The sequence below is a fragment of the Asanoa siamensis genome, assembly GCF_016862555.1.
Classification (GTDB): domain Bacteria; phylum Actinomycetota; class Actinomycetes; order Mycobacteriales; family Micromonosporaceae; genus Asanoa; species Asanoa siamensis.
This window is the reverse complement of record NZ_BONE01000135.1, coordinates 1-13,745: the sequence shown is the minus strand read 5'-3', so window position 1 is coordinate 13,745 and position 13,745 is coordinate 1. Positions and strand designations below refer to the sequence as shown.

At 74.6% G+C, this 13,745-nt stretch carries 14 protein-coding genes; 4 read left to right on the top strand and 10 right to left on the bottom strand.

What is annotated here, in order from left to right:
- Both Asi02nite_RS39550 and Asi02nite_RS39545 read right to left on the bottom strand, forming a co-directional pair.
- A partial coding sequence (locus Asi02nite_RS39550; RefSeq protein ID WP_203719186.1) for an AAA family ATPase occupies positions 1 to 1,269 on the bottom strand: 1,269 nt, incomplete at its 3' end.
- A 9-nt stretch (positions 1,270 to 1,278) separates the two neighbouring features.
- On the bottom strand, positions 1,279 to 2,505 hold the full coding sequence (locus Asi02nite_RS39545) for an MFS transporter (RefSeq protein WP_203719185.1): 1,227 nt from the start codon (positions 2,503 to 2,505) through the stop codon (positions 1,279 to 1,281).
- A gap of 66 nt (positions 2,506 to 2,571) precedes the next feature.
- Between Asi02nite_RS39545 and Asi02nite_RS39540 the strand changes: the two genes are divergently transcribed.
- Together Asi02nite_RS39540 and Asi02nite_RS39535 are read left to right on the top strand one after the other, a co-directional pair.
- On the top strand, positions 2,572 to 3,579 hold the full coding sequence (locus Asi02nite_RS39540; RefSeq protein WP_203719184.1) for an ArsR/SmtB family transcription factor: 1,008 nt from the start codon (positions 2,572 to 2,574) through the stop codon (positions 3,577 to 3,579).
- Positions 3,580 to 3,600: 21 nt separating this feature from the next.
- Complete coding sequence (locus Asi02nite_RS39535; protein WP_203719183.1) at positions 3,601 to 4,200, top strand: protein-tyrosine phosphatase family protein; 600 nt, start codon at positions 3,601 to 3,603, stop codon at positions 4,198 to 4,200.
- Positions 4,201 to 4,279: 79 nt separating this feature from the next.
- Here Asi02nite_RS39535 and Asi02nite_RS39530 read toward each other — a convergent pair whose 3' ends face one another.
- The 7 genes from Asi02nite_RS39530 to Asi02nite_RS39500 form a co-directional block, all read right to left on the bottom strand.
- Entirely contained in the window at positions 4,280 to 4,951 is a 672-nt protein-coding gene (locus Asi02nite_RS39530) for an SPW repeat protein (protein WP_203719182.1), read from the bottom strand.
- 106 nt (positions 4,952 to 5,057) lie between these two features.
- Positions 5,058 to 6,188, bottom strand: coding sequence for a baeRF2 domain-containing protein (locus tag Asi02nite_RS39525; protein ID WP_203719181.1), 1,131 nt, complete (start codon positions 6,186 to 6,188; stop codon positions 5,058 to 5,060).
- Between the two features lie 44 nt (positions 6,189 to 6,232).
- Positions 6,233 to 7,624, bottom strand: coding sequence for an FAD-binding oxidoreductase (locus Asi02nite_RS39520; protein WP_203719180.1), 1,392 nt, complete (start codon positions 7,622 to 7,624; stop codon positions 6,233 to 6,235).
- Positions 7,625 to 7,702: 78 nt separating this feature from the next.
- On the bottom strand, positions 7,703 to 8,698 hold the full coding sequence (locus Asi02nite_RS39515) for an NADPH:quinone reductase (RefSeq protein ID WP_239127659.1): 996 nt from the start codon (positions 8,696 to 8,698) through the stop codon (positions 7,703 to 7,705).
- Positions 8,698 to 9,000: a hypothetical protein gene (locus Asi02nite_RS39510; RefSeq protein WP_203719178.1), complete on the bottom strand. Its 303-nt coding sequence runs from the start codon at positions 8,998 to 9,000 to the stop codon at positions 8,698 to 8,700. The genes Asi02nite_RS39515 and Asi02nite_RS39510 overlap by 1 nt, the downstream gene beginning before the upstream one ends.
- Positions 8,997 to 9,629 (bottom strand): TetR/AcrR family transcriptional regulator, encoded by a 633-nt coding sequence (locus tag Asi02nite_RS39505; RefSeq protein ID WP_203719177.1) that lies wholly within the window; start codon positions 9,627 to 9,629, stop codon positions 8,997 to 8,999. The genes Asi02nite_RS39510 and Asi02nite_RS39505 overlap by 4 nt, the downstream gene beginning before the upstream one ends.
- Positions 9,626 to 10,990, bottom strand: coding sequence for an FAD-binding oxidoreductase (locus Asi02nite_RS39500; RefSeq protein WP_203719188.1), 1,365 nt, complete (start codon positions 10,988 to 10,990; stop codon positions 9,626 to 9,628). Before Asi02nite_RS39500 ends, Asi02nite_RS39505 begins: the two co-directional genes overlap by 4 nt.
- A 223-nt stretch (positions 10,991 to 11,213) precedes the next feature.
- On the opposite strand from Asi02nite_RS39500, the gene Asi02nite_RS39495 reads away from it, so the two are divergent.
- A complete protein-coding gene (locus Asi02nite_RS39495) occupies positions 11,214 to 12,158 on the top strand; it encodes an NAD-dependent epimerase/dehydratase family protein (RefSeq protein WP_203719176.1) in 945 nt (314 codons plus the stop codon).
- Positions 12,158 to 13,075, top strand: a complete 918-nt coding sequence (locus Asi02nite_RS39490; RefSeq protein ID WP_203719175.1) for an RNA polymerase sigma-70 factor — start codon at positions 12,158 to 12,160, stop codon at positions 13,073 to 13,075. Before Asi02nite_RS39495 ends, Asi02nite_RS39490 begins: the two co-directional genes overlap by 1 nt.
- Here Asi02nite_RS39490 and Asi02nite_RS39485 read toward each other — a convergent pair.
- A partial coding sequence (locus Asi02nite_RS39485) for a class I SAM-dependent methyltransferase (RefSeq protein ID WP_308440200.1) occupies positions 13,072 to 13,745 on the bottom strand: 674 nt, incomplete at its 5' end. The genes Asi02nite_RS39490 and Asi02nite_RS39485 overlap by 4 nt on opposite strands.

The following is a 13,745-nucleotide window of genomic DNA, read 5'->3' as shown; positions in this document are numbered from 1 at the left end:
CTGCTCCAGCAGGTGCAGCGCCCGACCCGCGGCGCCGGCCGCGTGGGCGGCCTCGGCCGCCCGGACCAGCCGGGCCGCCCGCCGGTGTGGGTCGTGGGACAGTTCCGCGGCCTTGGCGAGGAAGGCGGCCCGGGCGGCGTGGCCGCCCCGCGCGCCGGCGCGGCCCGCGCCGCGCTCCAGCTCGCCGGCCACCGACTCGTCCGGGCCGGTCGCGGCGGCCGCGAGGTGCCAGGCCCGACGGTCCGCGTCGATCCCGGCGTCGGTCACGGCGGCCAGCGCGGCGTGCACGGCCCGCCGGTCGGCCGGTGCCGCGCTGCCGTAGACGGCCGACCGGACCAGGGGGTGCCGGTACTCGACCGGCGGCGACCCGGTGACGAGCCGGTCGGCCTCTGCCGGCGCGGCGGCCGCGGCGGTGAGGCCGAGTCGGGCGGCGGCGGCCACGGTCGTGTCCGTGCTACCCCCGTTCGCGGCCGCCAGCAGCAGCCAGGTCCGGGTGGGCGCGGGATACGCCCGGACCCGGGCCGAGTAGTGCGTCTCCAGGCGGCTGCCGATCGGGACCGGTTCGGTCAGCGGCGCCGACCCGTGGAGCTGGGCCGTGGTCAGCTCGCGGGCGAGGTCGGTGAGGGCGAGCGGGTTGCCGCCCGTCGCCTCGGCGATCCGGCGCGCCAGGTCGGGATCGACCGGCCCGCCGACGATTTCGGTGAGCAGGTCCACGGCCGGCTCCGCGGGCAGCCCGCGAACGTCCAGCACCGGCAGGCCCGCGAGGACGCCGGCGTCGGCGGGACCGGTCCGCAGACCGAACAACAGCACGAGGCCTTCCGCGTGGAGCCGGCGGCCGACGAACGCCAATGCCCGCAGTGACTCCTGGTCGAGCCACTGGGCGTCGTCGACGACGAGCAGTGCGGGGGCGCCGCTGCCGGCCAGCAGGGTCAGCGACGCGAGGCTCACCAGGAACAGGTCGGCCGGGGGGCCGTCGGCGAGACCGCAGGCGACCTCCAGGGCCGCCCGCTGCCGGTCGGGCAGGTGGTCCCGGCGCGCCAACAGCGGGAGCAGCAACCGGTGCAGGGCGGCGTACGGGAAGTCGGCCTCGTGCTCGACACCGCTGACACCGTGCGCCGTGGGTGCCGCGCCTCGCGCGTACCGCAGCAGGGCGGTCTTGCCGACACCCGGCTCACCGCGCAGCACCAGCGCCGCGCTGCGCCCGGACCGTGCCTCCGCGAGCAGCCTGTCGAGCGCGGCGCACTCGAAGTCCCGCCCGAACAGCCCCACGGCGGCAGCCTATCCAGCCCGCACCCCGCTTCCGCCCCGACGCCGCGGTCGGTCGATGCGCCGCAGGAACGGCGCGACCAGCAGGGTGGCCAGTCCGGCGGCGGCGATGGCCACCGCGGGGGTGGTCACCTGCGCCGCGGCGCCGACGAGCAGCGGGCCCGTGCCCTGGAACACCATCACGCCCGTGGCGAGCAGCGCGAAGACCTGGCCGCGGCGGTCGTCCGGGGCCGCGGCGAGGAAGCGGCGTTGGAGGCCCACCTCGTAGGCGAAACCGGCGCCGGAGAGCACCAGCAGCCCCGCGGTCACCACCAGCGGAGGTGTGGCGGCCAGGCCGAGCAGTGGGGCGCCGAGCAGGAACAGCAGGGTGCCCGTGTGCCGTTCGCGTACCGCGGGGCGCAGGAGACGGCCGGCCACGGCGTTGCCGAGCAACATGCCCGCGGGCGGGGCGGCCATCAGCAGCGCGCCCGCCCCGCTCGCGAAGCCGCGGCTCGCCGCGTACGAGACGAGCAGGGCCTCGGCGCCGACGACGAAGCACAGCGGCAGCCACTGGGCCAGCAGCAGCCGGCGCAGGACACGATCGGTGAGCAGGCCGCGGGCGCCGGTCAGGCTGTCGCGGACCGCGGAGCCGCGCCTGGCACCGGTCACGGCCTCGGCGGGCAGTCCGAATCGGACGGTGACGGCGGCGAGCAGGTGGCCGGCCGCCGCGACGAGCAGGGCGTTGCGCGGGCCGAGCGCGGCGACGGCGACGCCGCCAGCGGCCAGCCCGAGCAACTGCGCGGCGGAGGAGGACATGGTGGAGACGGAACGGCCGAGGACGTACGCGTCGCCGGTCAGCCGGTCGGCGATGACGCGCAGGGCCGACCCGGCGAACACGGGGGTGCCGACGGCGACCAGGGCGACGAGGGCGAGGCTGGTCGCGACCGGGAGGTCGGCGAGCGCGAGCACGCCGGCGAGGGTCATCTCCACGAGATAGCCGGCCACGATCAGCGGTCGCGGCGGCAGCCGGTCCGGGAGCGAGCCCAACAGCAGGCCGCCGACGAACTGGGGCAGGAAGCCCGCGCCGAACGCGACGGCGCTGAGCAACGGCGAGCCGGTGGCCGCGTAGACCAGGACGGACAGCGCGTAGATCTGCAGGGAGACGGCGCCGACCGCCAGGGACTGGGCCGCGAAGAGGGCGCGGAAGGACGGCTCCGCGAACACCTCGCGGTACGTGGCCGGGCGCTGCGTCGCGGTCATGGCGCCGAGCCTGCGGCAGCGTCGTTCGCCGGCACACTGTTTCGCCGGGGGACGTAAGGTCGGGCGATGACGCGGTTCGCGGTGGGCACCGAGGACCTGTTGCGCACGCGGTTCGCGTACTCCCCCGTCCTGGAACTGGAACGGCTGCTGCGGGCCCTGGCGGATCCCAGCCGCAGGGGCGTGCCCGGGTCCTGGCTGACCCGGCTGCGCCCGCGGTTCGCACCGCTGCGCACCACGGCGGCGATGCAGGCGGTCCTCACCCTGCAGTTGCCCCGGTCGGGCGCGACGTTCCTGGTGCCGCCGCCGGCCCGGCTCGGCCAGACGATCGAGGACGACCTCGCCGCGCTGCGCGCCGCCCCGGCCGACGCCGTGCGGGCCGAGATCGACTTCTACCTGCGCCGGCGCCTCGACGCGACACCGGCCGCCCGGGCGGTGCTGACCGCGCCGGACGTCCTCGACCAGATCGCCGCCGCGTTCGCCGGTGCCTGGGACGCGCTGCTCGCGCAGGACTGGCCGGAGCTGCGGCAGCTGTGCGAGCGCGACGTGACACACCGCGCCGGGCTGCTGGGCTCGGGTGGCTGGGCGGCCGCCCTGGCCGGGCTCCATCCCGGGGTCCGCTGGCGCGACGGCGGCATCGACCTGGTCGACGACGACGGGCCCACGGTCGCGCTGGGCGGCGCCGGCCTGCTGCTGGTGCCCTCGGTGTTCGTCTGGCCGGAGGTCGGTGTCTTCGCCGACGACCCGTGGCCCAAGGCGATCGTCTACCCGGCCCGCGGTGTCGGCACCCTGCTCGAACGCGGCCGGCCCGAGGCACCGGACCAGCTCGCGGCACTGCTCGGCCGCTCCCGCGCGCTGCTGCTCACGTCCCTGGCCGACCCCGCCAGCACCAGCCAGCTCGCGACGGCCCTGCGCATGTCGGTCGGAGGCGTCGGCGACCACCTGGCCGTGCTCCTGCACTCCCGCCTCGTCGAACGCACGCGTGCGGGCCGCTCGGTCCTCTACCGCCGCACCCCGCTCGGCGACGAGCTGGCCGCGGACCGGACATCGACGGACGAACCTCCCAGGGCCGGTTAGTTGATCTGGGATCATTGGCGCATGGGGTTCCTCGACAGCGCCGCGGCCGGCGACGGCTCCATCGTGGACAACTGGCGTAGCTGGTACCACCGGCACAGCACGCGGTTCTACAAGCCCAACCCCCGCAACTCCTGGCTCAGCTGGATCGGCGAGGAGCACATCGCGGTCGGGAGCCTGCCGACCGGGCGCACCCTGCCGCTGCTGCGGGACGCGGGCGTCACCCACGTGATCAACTGCCGCGCCACCAGCCAGACGTGGCTGTCGCAGGATCTCGCGGCCGAGCGGGCCGTGTTCGGGCCCGCCCGCGTCGTGCACGCGCCCATGTGGGACTTCGGGCAGCCGCAGCATCCGCGGCTCTGGTCGGCGGCCGCCCGCTACGTCGCGGACGTGCTCACGGAGGAGCCGGGCTCCGGTGTCCTGGTGCACTGCCATCAGGGGCGCCGGCGATCGGTGCTGATCACCTACGCGGCGCTGCGGCTGCGGGGCCACGACGCCGACGCCGCCGCGGCGCTGATCGCGACCCACCGCACCGAGGGCGTGCTCGTCAAGGCCTACGCCGGCAGTGTCGAGCGGTGGCTGGACGCCGGCGCCGTGCCGATCGGTCGCCTGCGACTGCGCTGAGGCGGGCAGGCTGAGGCGCGCAGGCTGAGGCGGGCAGGCGAAGGGCCGGGGGTCGACCCCCGGCCCTTCGAGCCCTCCGCTAGCGGGTCGCCAGGCGACCACCGCCACCGCGGTGCATCATCCCGCTCATCCCCATCCGGGACCCGGCCCTGGACCGGCGCGCGAGCTGACCCGCGGCGCCGAGCAGGCCGAAGAAGATGATGAAGCCACCGACGATGATGTCGCTCCAGCCGGGACGGCCGTTCGAGCCGAAGTGCGCGTACCCGAACGCCCACGGCGACGCCATCATCCAGCCGCCGGCCACCATGGCGACCACGTCGACCATCGGGTTCGACCGGTACGCGGACATCCGCACCAGCGCCAGGATCGCCACCGCGATGCCGATGACGACGCCGTTGAGCACGCCGCCCGCGGTCGAACCCGCGAGCGGGTAGTCGAAGACGAAGCGCGAGATGATCAGCCAGACACCGGCGATCAGCAGCAGCGCGTTCGGCACCGAGATGGCACTCTGCTGAACGCGTTCGCGGGGATCGGGTCGGCCCGCGTACGCGCCGGCGCCCGCGGCGGGCAGGCCCTCGTCCGGGTAGGCCTGCGACTCCATCCGTGTCTGGCCGCCCTGGGTCGCCATCGGGTCCGCGGCATGCCGGCCGGTCATCGCGTCGCTGGTCATCCCGTTGCCGGAGGTGCCGCTGCGGTCCGTGACCCCGTCACGGACCGGTTCGTCCGGCCGTGAGCTGCGTGGGTTGGACATTGTTCCTCCAGGTGCGTGTAGTTACCTCTCGCACCCGGTCGGCTACCCCGTGCAACTAGCCGCAAACCGCCACCAGCTAGTCACGAACCGGACTTAGTGCGATAAGTCACACGTCGGGCCGGTCGGCCCAGCGCATCGTCGCGCCGATCCCGTGCTCCAGCGGCACCTCGTCCGGGCCGACCAGCACCAGCGCGGCGTCCGTACCCGTGATCGCCCGCAGCAGTGCCTGGTCCGCGCGTACCCGCAGCGGGTCCTCGACGCCTTCGGCCCGCAACGTCTCGGCGTCGACCGCGACCAGCGACGGGTCGTCGCGCCCGACGAACAGCGTGTCGGTCGAGGACAGGTCGTTGACCAGCAGCACCGTCTCCACCTGCCGTCGCTGCAGGGCGGAAACCACGCCGGGCAGCCCGCTGGCCGCCACGTCCTCGGCCCGCTGCACCTGGAAGCGGTCGATCGCCTCCTGCGTGTGCCGGTCGGCCACGTCCGCGATCGCCTGGATGGTCACGTCGTCCAGCGCGCCCTCGTCGGCGCCGGCCGCGCGGGACCCGGCGTCGGTCCGGACCGTCCGCTCCTGCCAGCGCCGCGGCAGCTTGTCGACGAACATCGGGATGGTACGGACGTCGCCGCCCACCACCACGACCTCGGCACCGACCGCCTCGGCCAGTTCGGCCGTGGCCCCGGCGACGTCGCCGGCGTTGCGCTTCCAGATCTCGGAGACCCGGTTGTTGTCGCCCATCCGGTCCTCACCGCCGATGTGCGCCTTGTGCAACGGGTACTGCTCGCGCCCGCGCACCTCCCGGTCGACCTCGCGCAGCCGCGGCGTGGTCGCCACCGCGAGGCCCTCGAGATCCGCGCCGGCCCGGTCGACGACGACCCGGACATACGGGATGTCCTCGCCACGGAACGCCACGAGGGGCATGGCGTGGGCGATCTCGGTATAGCGGGCCTCGTCCGCCGCGGGCGGGGCGTTCATCGGCTCGACCAGGGCGACCCGCCCGGCGCGGGCGAAGGCGGCCAGCCCGTACCGGCCCTCCTGGGTCGGGTAGCTCGCGATCGTGTCACCGATGACGTCGATCGTCGGCTGGTCCGCGCCCTGCTCCGCGAGCTGGTCGGCGAGCGCCCGCCAGCGCAGGTCGACCTCGCGGCCACCGCTCTCGTCGCTGCGTGAGGCATCGAGATAGACCGAGGCCCAGGGTCCGGGTTGCGCGAAGATCGGCCGCAGGTAGCTGAGATCCATGCCCCGGCATCTACCCACGATGGTCGGCTTCTCACGGCCGGAGGTCAGTGCCGTGGCGCGATGTTGTGGTTGATGCGGAACATGTTGTCCGGGTCGTACTCGTCCTTGACGTCCACCAGGCGCCGGTAGACGTCCGGCTCGTAGGCCTTCGCCACAGCGTCCACTGTGGTGTCGTAGCCCGTCAGGAAGTTGGCCTGCTTGCCGCCCGTCGCCCACGGCGCCAGCGCGTCGGTGAGCGCCGCCAGCGGCGCGCGGAACTCCTCCTCCCGGCCCGGCTCGCTGAAGGTGCCCGCGAAGAGCTGGAAGCTCGCGTCCCGGTGGCCGACCGCGTTGGGCACGTCCGGCTCGCGGGCCAACGCGCCGCCGAGCTGCCGGATCTCGGTCATCACCGACGGGGTGTCGGCGTCGGGACCGGCGACGTCGATCAGCGCCGCGGCCGCCTCGGCGGGGAAATCGCCGAGCAGGGCCGACACCTCGTACGCCGGGACCGGGTCGACGGGGTCCTGATGGATCGCGGCGATGCCGGTGAACGGCATCTCGGCCACCGAGTCGACGAGGGCGGGCGCGGCGGCCCGCAGGTCCGCGATGATCGCCTCGCCCTCGGCGGCGGGGCCGAGGTAGGCGATCCGGACGTGCACGGAGAACCGGTCGCGCAACGGCTCGGGCACGGACGGCAGCGCCGGCAGCCGCAGGAACGCGAAAGAGACCGTCAGCTCCTCGGGGGCGTCGTCGAGCAACCGCCGGTACGCGTCGAGGACCGCCTCGACGTGCTCGCCGCCGAAGTAGATGCCGCCGCCGTACAGCCGGGTCAGCGGTTCCAGGTCCATCGTGAGCGAGGTGACCACGCCGAAGTTGCCCTTGCCGCCGCGGACCGCCCAGAACAGGTCGGGCTCGTGGTCCGGGTCGATCCGGCGGAGCTCGCCGTCAGGCGTGACGATCTCGGCCGACCGCACGTGGTCGGCGGCCCAGCCGTAGCTGCGCCCGAGCGTGGAGCTGAGCCCGCCGCCCAGCGTGTAGCCGACCACGCCGACGTTGGGCGAAGAACCGGCCAGGAACGCCAGGTCCGCCTCGGCCGCGGCGCTGACGAGCTGCTCGGCCCTGATGGCGGCGCCCATGGTGGCGGTGCGCGCGTCCGCGTCGACGCTGACGCCGTCCATCCGCTTGAGGTTGATCATCAGCGCGCCGTCGGCCGGCATCGGCGCGCCGTGCCCGGTGGCGACCGCGCTGACCGGCAGGTGCTGCGCCGCGGCGAACCGGACCGCCGCCCGCACGTCGGCGGCGGACGTGGCACCGACCACGACGGCCGGGTGCTCGACCAGCGCCTCGTTCCAGGTCGCGGTCTCGGCGTCGTAGCCCTTGTCGTCGGGCGCCAGCACGGGGCCGGCGACCTCCGCGGCCAGCCGTCCCAGGTCGGCCCGGTCGATCACGTACGTCATCTCGTCGCCTTTCTGGTCTCGTTGCCCGCTTTCGCGGGCCGCGGGGCGCGAGACCAACGCTAGCCGCGCCCCGCCGGGTCAGGTCATCGTCGCGTCGACGTCGACGACCACCCGCCCGCGGCTCGCGCTGTGCTCGGCCAGGTCCTGCGCCCGGGCGATCTGCTCCAGCGGGAACCGCGCCGCGATCGGGTAGCGCAGGTCGCCGGCCACCAGCGCCGCGGTCAGGTCGGCCGCCGCCGCCTGGTTGGCGGGCTCAGGGAAGTCGTCGTTGCTGAGGAACCGGACGGTGATGTTCTTGAACCCCAACGACCAGTACGGGACGGTCGGCTCGGCGTTCCCGGTGGCGTAGGTGGCGATCACGCCGCCGTACCGCAGGATCTCGGTGTTGGTGTCCATGTTGGCGTCGAAGGCGAGCTCGGCGACCCGGTCGACGGGCTCTCCGCCGGTCAGCGCGAGGATCCGGGCGGCCACGTCACCGTCGGCGGTGTCGAGCGCGTGGTGCGCGCCCGCGTCGAGCGCCTGCGCGACGTGCTCCGCGCCGCGGACGGTGCCGATCACGGTGGCCCCACCGCGGCGGGCGACCGCCAGCGCGGCCCGGCCGACCGCGCCGAGCGCCCCCGTGACGACCACCCGCCGGCCCGTCACCGGGCCGTCGGCGAAGATCGCCCGGTGGGCGGTGATGCCCGGGATGCCGAGACCGGCCGCCTGCTCGTACGGCACCTCGACGGGCAGCGGCACCGCGTGCTCCGCCGGCACCACGGTGTACTCGGCGGCCGTGCCGAAGGGCCGGTACGACTGGGCCAGGTAGACCCAGACCCGCTCGCCGACCCGGGCCTCGTCGACGCCCGACCCGACGGCGTCGATCACCCCGGCGCCGTCACCGTGCGGGATGACCCGGGGGTACGGCATCGTCGACCCCCACCAGCCCTGCCGCTTGCCCAGGTCGCCGACGTGGATGCCGGAAACCGCCACCCGGACGCGGACCTCGCCGGCGCCGGGTGACGGGTCGGGCAGCTCGCCGACCTGGAGCACCTCGTCCGCCGGACCCTGCCGGTCGTACCAGGCCGCCCGCATCACGGCACCACCGGATCGGTCGTGGTGCCCTCCTCGGAGCTGACCAGCTCGCCGATCAATCCGAAGAACGCCTCGATGCCGGGCCGGTTGGCGCCCTTCTGCCGGGACTCGGCGAAGTCGCCCGGCGCGCGCCAGTAGACGATGTCCAGCCACTCGTCGTCGGTCACCCGGATCAGCCGGGCACCGAGGAAGCCGGTGCGGTCGGTCGCGAAGTCGCGCAGCATGGCCGGCCGGGCGGCCAGCAGCGCGTCGGCGCGTGCCGCGGGCACGCGGAACCGGGTGATCTCGACGGTGGTGGTCATCGCTCCTCGATCCGTTCGGTCGTGCGGTGCACGCCCAGCATCAGCCCGAGCTGGGCCAGCAGGACGTCGCGGAACTCGGTGGGTGCGGGCGTGGGATCGTGCTGCGCGCGCCAGACGATCAGGCCGCTCAGGGTCGAGAGCAGCAGGCTGGTCACGACCTCCGCGTCGTGGACCGGGGCGAACTCGCCGCGCTGGACGCCGTCCCGCACCGCGGCGAGGAAGGGCTCCCGGTAGCGCGCCGACACCTCCTGGCCGTAACCACGCAGGTCGGGGTCGCGCATCGCGGACCGCCAGAACTCGACGAGGATCCGCCGGGTGCGCACGCTGTTGTCCAGGCTCCGGTCGACCAGCGTGACCAGCCGCCGCCACGGGTCGGCCTCGGCGGCCGCCACCTCGGCCTGGGCGGCCACCTCGCGGTCGGTGAAGACCGCCATGGCCTCGATCACCATGTCCGCGCGGGACCCGAAATAGTTCTGCAGCGTGCTGATCGCGACGCCGCTGGCCGCCGACACGTCGGCGAACCGCGTGTTCTCGTAGCCGCGGTCGGCGAGCACGTCGCCCACGGCCTCGAGGACGGCGGCGCGCCGGGCGCCGCCCGCCCGCCGCCGGCTGATCCCCATGGCGGTCATGCGCGGGGCGGGATGTTGTAGTTCCACCGGAACATGTTGCGCGGGTCCCAGGTGGACTTCGCCGCCGTGAGCCGGGCGTAGGTCTCCTGGTCGTAGGCCAGCCGCACGTGCCCGGCGGACGCGTCCGCCGGCGACAGGTAGCTCGGGTGCTTGCGATCGTCGAGCCAGGCCAGCCGGCGGGTCAGCTCGAGGCCCCGGTCGACGGCCAGGTCGCCGCCCGGGGCGACGGTCAGCGCGAGCAGGGCGAAGGCGACGTCGCGGCGCACGGCGTTGGGCGTCGCGGGTGGCCGGGCGAACGCCCCACCGAGCTGCGTCAGGGTGACCAGCGTCGGCCCCTCGGCCGCGTCCGGGCCCGCGACCTCGAGGATCGCCTTCTCCGCGGCCGGCGACAGCTCGTGCAGCATCGCGAAGTGCTCGACGGAGGTGCTGGGATCGCTCGGGTCGTTGCTGATGGTCGCGATCTCGGCGACGGGCATCGGCCGTACCGTGTCGACGACCACCGGCGCGGCGGCCCGCAGCGGCGCGACCAGCGCCTCGCCGTCGCGCACCTGACCCAGGTAGGCGAGCCGGACGAGGACGGTGAGCTTGCCGCGCATGGTCTCCGGGACGAACGGCAGGTCCGGCGCGCGGAGCAGGACGACGGACGAGGTCAGCTCGTCGGGCGCGGTCGCGGCCAGCGACCGGTAGGCGCCCAGCACCGCCGGTGCGTGCTCGCCCGCGAACTGCAGGAACCCCGCGTACAGCTCCTCGACCGGGAACAGGCTGAACTCCAGTGCCGTCACGACACCGAAGTTGCCCTTCCCACCGAGCACGGCGGAGAACAGGTCGGGGTCGGACCCGGGCGTCACGTGCCGGAGCTCGCCGTCGGCGGTCACCAGGTCGACCGCCTTGACGTGGTCGGCCGCGTAGCCGAACGCGCGCCCGAGCGAGACGCTCACGCCGCCGCCGAGCGTGTAGCCCACGACGCCGACCTGCGGCGACGAGCCGGCGAGCGGCGCGAGCCCGACCTTGGCCGCCGCCTCGACGACCTGCCCCCAGGTGGCGCCGGCCTCGACCCGCGCGGTCCGGGCGCGCTCGTCGACGCGTACGCCGGTCATCCGCCGGGTGGTGATCAGGACGGCGTCGTCGGAAACGGACAGTGCTGGGCCGTGGCCGGTGTTGAGGACCGCGACGGAGCGGCCGCCCTCCCGGCCGAAGCGCACGGCCGCCTGCACGTCAGCGGCACGGGTGGCACCGACGATCACGTACGGGTGGTGGGTGACGGTCGTGTTGAAGACCGCCGCTTCCTCGCTGAACCCGATGTCGTCGGCGAAAAGCACCGGGCCGTGCACCGAACCCAGCGTCTGTGAGGGGTGGGACATGGTCGAGCCTTCCTGGCGTGGTCACCGGCGGGGCACAACGCCGCCGGCATGGAAATACGGTATCGCCGTACCGGATCTCCTGTGGCGACTTCGTCACCGAGTGTGACTCGACGCACGGGAACTCCGCCGCTGATCTTGTAGCCTGGTGTGACCTGGGTAACTGCCGTTCATGGGGAGCGGCGGCGGCTCGTCTCCCGTTGGTGAGCCCAACCGAGGAGGCGTTATGAGGATCTTCGTCGCCGGTGCGTCCGGCGCCATCGGTGGTCAGCTCGTGCCCCAGCTCGTGGCACGGGGGCACGACGTGGTCGGCACGACCCGGTCGCCGGAGAAGACCGGGGCGCTGCGGGCCCTCGGGGCCACCCCCGTCGTCGTCGACGCGCTGGATCCCGATGCCGTGGCCGACGCCGTCGCGCGGGCCGAGCCCGAGGTGGTCGTCCACCAGCTCACCGGGCTCAGCGACCCCGCCAGCCTGCGGCGGCCGGCGCGGGCCATGGAATCGACCAACCGGTTGCGGGTCGAGGGCACCGACCACCTGCTGGCCGCCGCGCGGGCCGTCGGGGTGCGCAGGTTCGTGGCCCAGAGCAACGCGCTGTGGATGGAGCGCGCCGCCGGGCCGGTCGCCGACGAGGACGTGCGGCTCGAGCCGACGCCACCGACCGACGCCGAGCCGCTGGTGGCCGCGCTGCGCCATCTGGAGAGCGCGGTGACCGGCATCGGCTGGGCCGACGGCATCGTGCTGCGCTACGGCGCGTTCTACGGCCCCGGCACCGACCTCAGCACCGAGCCGGGCGCGATGATGACCGAGCAGGTCCGCAAGCGCCGGCTGCCGATCGTCGGCGACGGCGGCGGCACGGCGTCGATGGTGCACATCGCGGACGCCGCGTCGGCGACCGTCGCCGCGATCGAGCGTGGCGCGCCGGGCATCTACCACGCGGCCGACGACGATCCAGTCCCGTTCCGGGTGATGCTGACCGAGTTGGCCGCCGTGCTGGGCGCCAAGCCCCCGCGGCGCGTACCCGCGTGGCTCGTCCGCCGGCTGGCCGGTGAGTTCCCGGTGGACATGATGACCCGCGCACCCGGCATCTCCAGCGGGAAGGCGAAGCGGGAGCTGGGCTGGGCGCCGCGGTACGCGAGCTGGCGCGCCGGCTTCCGGGAGGGTCTGGCCTAGTGTCCACATCGGAGCTGTACGGCGAGCTGCGGCCGCGGGCGGTGGCGATCGCGTACCGGATGCTCGGCAGCGTCAGCGAGGCCGAGGACGTGGTGCAGGAGGCGTTCCTGCGGATGCACCAGACGATGGAGCGCGACGAGCCGATCACCTCACCACGCGCCTACATCGCCACGCTGGTCACCCGGATCGCCATCGACCAGCTCCGCTCGGCGCGGGTCCGCCGGGAACGGTACGTCGGCGAGTGGCTCCCGGAGCCCATGCTCACCGGACCGACCCCCGCGGACCTGGCGGAGACCGCCGACTCGCTGTCGCTGGCGTTCCTGGTGCTGCTGGAGAGCCTCTCACCCCGGCAGCGAGCGGCCTTCCTGCTGCGCGAGGTGTTCGAGTACCCGTACGACGAGGTGGCCGGCATCCTGGACACCGATGTGGACAGTGCCCGGCACCTCGTCGCCCGGGCCCGCGCCCACGTCCGGGAACGCCGGCCCCGCTACCACGCCGACCGCCGGCAGCGCGACGAGTTGGCCGCGCGCTTCTTCGCCGCGGTCGGCGACGGCGACTTCCCGGCGCTGGAGGCCATGCTCACGCACGACGTGGCGATGCACGGCGACGGCGGCGGCAAGGCACCCGCGCTGGCCCGGGCGGTCAACGGCCGCGAGCGGGTCGCCCGGATGCTGGTGACGGGGCTGGCGCTGCTGCCGCGGATGGGCGTACGGATGGAGCTGACGGACGTCAACGGCCAGCCGGGCGCGCTCGCGTTCGACCCGGAGGGCCGGCTGGTCGCGGTGATGGCCCTGGACATCACGGAGGACGGCCGGATCCAGGCGATTCACTCGGTCGTCAACCCCGACAAGCTGAGCCACCTCGGCGAGGTCGGCGACGCGACGGCCCTCCTGCGCACGACCCGGCGTAGCCGCTAGCCGCGCGGGCGGTGCAGCTCCGCGCGCCAGCCGAAGAGGGTCGCGCCCGGCTCGCGGATGTCCTCCACCCGGTCGACGACCAGGTCGTCGACCGCGAAGGCGTCGATCTCCGCGCGGGTCAGCGGCCACGGCGGCCCGGCGAAGTCGGTCTCCGGGTCGCGGCCCGTCGCGATCACCAGGAGCGTGCCGCCGGGCGCGACGAACCGGCCGACGAGTGGGATCGCCGAGGCACGCGGCGGGTCGGGCAGCGACTGCACCGTCATGCTCTCCACGACCAGGTCGAACGCCGCGTGCCACTCCCCCGGCGGGTCGAACAGGTCGGCCTGCCGGTAGTCGACCCGGGTGCCCGCGTGGCGTGCCCGAGCCGAGCGGATCGCGCTGGCCGAGATGTCGAACGCCGTCACCGCGAAGCCGAGGCCCGACAGGAACTCGGCGTCACGGCCGAGGCCCGCCCCCACGACCAGCGCGCGCCGGCCGTCGCCCCGTACGCCCCCGCGTTGCGCCCACCCGGCCAGCAGCGTGTGCGGCACCCCCTTGTCCCAGGGGACGACGGCCACCCCGTCGGCCGCGGCGCTGTAGAGCCGCTCGAACCAGGCCGTGGGCTCGCCGTCGGCGATCGCCTCGCCCGCCAGCGCCCGCGCGTAGACGTCCGGATCCATACGGACAACCC

What these genes read in the sequence shown, in the direction of transcription:
- Asi02nite_RS39530 (WP_203719182.1), bottom strand. Translation starts at nt 4,951, where the DNA reads ATGTCCAACCCACGCAGCTCACGGCCGGACGAACCGGTCCGTGACGGG.
- Asi02nite_RS39505 (WP_203719177.1), bottom strand. Translation starts at nt 9,629, where the DNA reads ATGACCGCCATGGGGATCAGCCGGCGGCGGGCGGGCGGCGCCCGGCGC.
- Asi02nite_RS39525 (WP_203719181.1), bottom strand. Translation starts at nt 6,188, where the DNA reads ATGGATCTCAGCTACCTGCGGCCGATCTTCGCGCAACCCGGACCCTGG.
- Asi02nite_RS39500 (WP_203719188.1), bottom strand. Translation starts at nt 10,990, where the DNA reads ATGTCCCACCCCTCACAGACGCTGGGTTCGGTGCACGGCCCGGTGCTT.
- Asi02nite_RS39545 (WP_203719185.1), bottom strand. Translation starts at nt 2,505, where the DNA reads ATGACCGCGACGCAGCGCCCGGCCACGTACCGCGAGGTGTTCGCGGAG.
- Asi02nite_RS39520 (WP_203719180.1), bottom strand. Translation starts at nt 7,624, where the DNA reads ATGACGTACGTGATCGACCGGGCCGACCTGGGACGGCTGGCCGCGGAG.
- Asi02nite_RS39495 (WP_203719176.1), top strand. Translation starts at nt 11,214, where the DNA reads ATGAGGATCTTCGTCGCCGGTGCGTCCGGCGCCATCGGTGGTCAGCTC.
- Asi02nite_RS39535 (WP_203719183.1), top strand. Translation starts at nt 3,601, where the DNA reads ATGGGGTTCCTCGACAGCGCCGCGGCCGGCGACGGCTCCATCGTGGAC.
- Asi02nite_RS39515 (WP_239127659.1), bottom strand. Translation starts at nt 8,698, where the DNA reads ATGCGGGCGGCCTGGTACGACCGGCAGGGTCCGGCGGACGAGGTGCTC.
- Asi02nite_RS39540 (WP_203719184.1), top strand. Translation starts at nt 2,572, where the DNA reads ATGACGCGGTTCGCGGTGGGCACCGAGGACCTGTTGCGCACGCGGTTC.
- Asi02nite_RS39510 (WP_203719178.1), bottom strand. Translation starts at nt 9,000, where the DNA reads ATGACCACCACCGTCGAGATCACCCGGTTCCGCGTGCCCGCGGCACGC.